Source organism: Exiguobacterium sp. UBA6282 (assembly GCF_002440475.1).
In the GTDB taxonomy this organism is placed as follows: Bacteria; Bacillota; Bacilli; order Exiguobacteriales; family Exiguobacteriaceae; genus Exiguobacterium_A.
Genome location: NZ_DJUM01000018.1, coordinates 3,889 through 7,214, shown reverse-complemented (window position 1 = coordinate 7,214; position 3,326 = coordinate 3,889). Strand labels below are relative to the sequence as shown.

Annotated in this window: 3 protein-coding genes, 1 pseudogene and 1 other annotated feature; of the genes and pseudogenes, 3 read left to right on the top strand and 1 reads right to left on the bottom strand. The window is 45.2% G+C overall.

Annotated elements, in window-relative coordinates:
- Positions 1–258 (top strand): annotated as a pseudogene (locus B2751_RS04810) (hypothetical protein); the annotation flags it as partial.
- A 45-nt stretch (positions 259–303) separates the two neighbouring features.
- Here the strand turns inward: B2751_RS04810 and B2751_RS04805 are convergent.
- Positions 304–783 carry a hypothetical protein gene (locus B2751_RS04805; RefSeq protein WP_290773255.1) on the bottom strand — a complete coding sequence of 160 codons (480 nt, stop codon included), beginning with the start codon at positions 781–783 and terminating at the stop codon, positions 304–306.
- A 202-nt stretch (positions 784–985) separates the two neighbouring features.
- Positions 986–1,242, top strand: a binding site (T-box leader).
- A gap of 65 nt (positions 1,243–1,307) precedes the next feature.
- On the opposite strand from B2751_RS04805, the gene B2751_RS04800 reads away from it, so the two are divergent.
- Positions 1,308–2,534 carry an MFS transporter gene (locus B2751_RS04800; RefSeq protein ID WP_290773252.1) on the top strand — a complete coding sequence of 409 codons (1,227 nt, stop codon included), beginning with the start codon at positions 1,308–1,310 and terminating at the stop codon, positions 2,532–2,534.
- Positions 2,535–2,553: 19 nt separating this feature from the next.
- A complete protein-coding gene (locus B2751_RS04795) occupies positions 2,554–3,075 on the top strand; it encodes a GNAT family N-acetyltransferase (RefSeq protein ID WP_396210762.1) in 522 nt (173 codons plus the stop codon).
- Positions 3,076–3,326: the final 251 nt, after the last annotated feature.

Sequence of the window (3,326 nt, the reverse complement as noted above, 5' to 3'; positions counted from 1 at the left end):
TACCGTGACGGTCTTGATCTAGCAAAGGGAAAAACGTCAGTTACCGTCTCTGCCGGAGCCCCCGTCCGTGTCGAATTATCCGGTGATCTTAAAAGCGTGAAACTGATACAGTGGAACGATCAAAAACAAGAGTCTCGCGTCACTTTGAACAATGACCAGTTCAATGCTCCAACAAAGCCTGGTATCTATGCTTATGAATTAAACTCCCGCTGGAAACAAGGAGACGGACAATTTGGATTCATATTAAACGTTCAGTAATCACAATAACCCCTCTGTCGTCTCATACGTCAGAAGGGTTTGCTATCATCCAGTTTGACGATACAGTTGCAAGATTCCGAGGACAGTCAAGATGAGATGGCCGGTTCCGATGAACAGAAAGACCGGGCGAATCAATTGATCCTTCGTTTGTCGCGTGATGCCTTCGAAGAAACAACTGACGATGAAACCGAGGACTAAGATTCCGCCATACATGAAGAGGAACGAGACGAGAAGACCGACGGGACTTGGGTGCGTTAGTGAAGGTGCTAGCCACAAGATACTACCAATGAATACGGCAAGCATTAGAGTACCCAGTACGATCCCGGTAAGTGGATGGATCGTGTTCAGTCGCCGGATCACATCATGATGTTTGACGAGTCGCTCCACTACTGTCATCGCTGACAGACAGGTCAGTAAAAATAAGATTAAGAAATAGATTGCTTGCTCGATCGGATGGAACGTCGTAAAAAAGACAGCTCCGCTAAGAACCAGGAGTGGAGATATGAAAAAAATCAAACGTTTCACTTTTTTCCCACCTTTCATACACCTTTCTTTAAAGTGAACACATAACTAAGACAATGTAACATATAGCACGTTACATATTTTACCACTTTTATCATTTTTCAAATTTTGATACCTATGTACTTTTTTCAACAATTGTAAAAAAATGATAAAAATTCTTTACGATTTCATTTGGCATATGCTAGGATGAGACAAATCATATGAATCAAACGCATTGAAGAGAACAGTACGTCATTTCGATTTTTCCTAGAGAGCTCCGATTGGTGGGAAGGAGCAAAAGTCATTGACCGAACCAAGCCTCTGAGCAGCACGGTGGAACCGAATCGGGGATATCGTGACGGGTGCTCCCGTTATCGAGCTCAGGTATTTGCCGTTTAAAAGCGGTCGTACCGATGAAGGCGGTACCGGTGACGGTTTCGCGAACAGGGGTGGCACCACGACACGCACAGTCTCGTCCCCAAGACCAACGTCTTGGAGGTGGGATTTTTTTATTGGCTTAAAACACAAATAAAAAAGGAGTGTGTCATATGTCGAATTGGAAATACCCTGGATTGCTGTTACTTGGTGTCGGTGTCTCGAACATTGGAGCTTGGGTCTACTTCATCGCCTTGAATTTAATCGTCCTCGAACGAACGGGATCGGCGTTCGCCGTCTCCTTTCTCTATATCCTGTTACCAATCTCCGCGCTGTTGACGAGTCTTTGGTCCGGCAGTGTCGTCGATCGAATCAATCAACGTCGCTTACTCGTAATGCTTGACGTCGGGCGCGCCGCGCTCGTCTTTTCACTGACATTGATCGATTCATTGTATGTTCTCTATGCGCTCGTCTTCATCCTGAACATCGGTAACACGCTATTTGAGACATCCTCATTGATCTACATGACGAAGCTCGTGCCAGAGACTAGTCGCCAACGGTTCAATGCATTAAAGAATTTCATTCAGTCGGCCGGTTTCATTCTCGGACCGTCAATTGCCGGGTTCTTATTTTTGGTCGGTTCCCCAGAAACAGCAATCGTATTGAACGCGGGAGCACTGTTGTGTTCTGCTACTTTATTGTCCGTCTTGCCTGACGTCCGCTTGGCGGCGACTACAGCAGTCCCCTTTTCACTCCGAGTGATTCTTAAGGACTGGAAAGAAACCTTTCAGTTTGCACGAACGCGGCGCTATATCACGCTCGTCTATGCCTTTTATGCGTTAATGATCGTCCTGATGAGCGGTCTCGATTCGCTTGAAGCCTCGTTTGCGACGATCGTTTTGCAGATGGATGAGAGTACGTATGGATTCCTCGTCAGTATCGCCGGAATCGGCATCATCTGTGGTTCCGCGGTCAATGCAACCTTTACGCATCGCTTGTCGCTCCGGTTCTTGATCCAGTTTGGGGCACTGATGACGCCTGTCGGTTACTTGATCTTTGCCTCGGCGACGTCATTCTTGATTGCAGCGATTGGCTTTTTCTTGCTAAGTTTTGCCCTTGCATTCGCAAACACTGGCTTCATGACGTTTGCTCAAACACACATTCCGGTCGAATTGATGGGACGGTTCCTCAGTAGCATCCACGTTGTACAATCGACTGGTGTCATTCTACTGACTGCCTTGATTGGTCTATATGCCGAGACATCGATCCGCTTGACGTATACCGTTGCTTCAGTTGGCTTCCTCCTTATTGGTGTATTGATCGTCTTCATCGTGCAAGACCGAACGAAACGTCAATATTTTACGACCGAAACCGATGAAACGATTAAACTTTCGTCATGAGAAGGAAAGGAAGATATTCATACAGTTGACTGGAGAACGAATTTTTCTACGCCAGATTGAAGTGACGGACGCGCACGTCTTATTCGAACAAACACAAAATGAGACATTACGTTACATGACCGGAACGACGGCGACGTTTTCGCTCGAACAGATTAAACAGCATATTCTCTTGATTCAAGCTGATGCGACGCGTCATGATTTTGCAATTTGCCTGACGTCGGGTGAGATGATTGGCGAGTGTTCGATTCTTGATATCGATTTGGATTCAGGAATCGCTGGCTTTCGGATTTCACTGCGTGCCCTCCCCTGGACCGGTCAAGGATACGGGACAGAGGCAATCGCGTGTATCTTTCGATTTTGTTTCGAAGAACTTCAGCTGGGTCAACTTGAACTCGAAGTGTTTTCGCACAATGAACGAGCAATTGCAGCTTATAAGAAAGCCGGTTTTCAAATCATTGAAATGATTCCTGATGCCTTACTGTATGATGGCGTTTCGTTTGACGAGATCATCATGCGGAAACGGAATCCACGCGTTGTTTAAAGAGTCAATCCTGATGTAGCACCTCCTCCGTGAGGTGCTATTTCTATTTCCTTAAAATTAATATCCATAATTAACAGATTTTTTAGTCAATTCACTCTTATTTGTATATAATGGAAAAATAAAAAGAAATATATGGATAAAAGAATATCTTATCGAAAGGCATCTTATACAATGCTCAATTAACCAAATCGAAATGAGGTGGAGAACATGCTGAGATTCATCTGGAACTCCTGGTGGCGTAACAAGGAGCG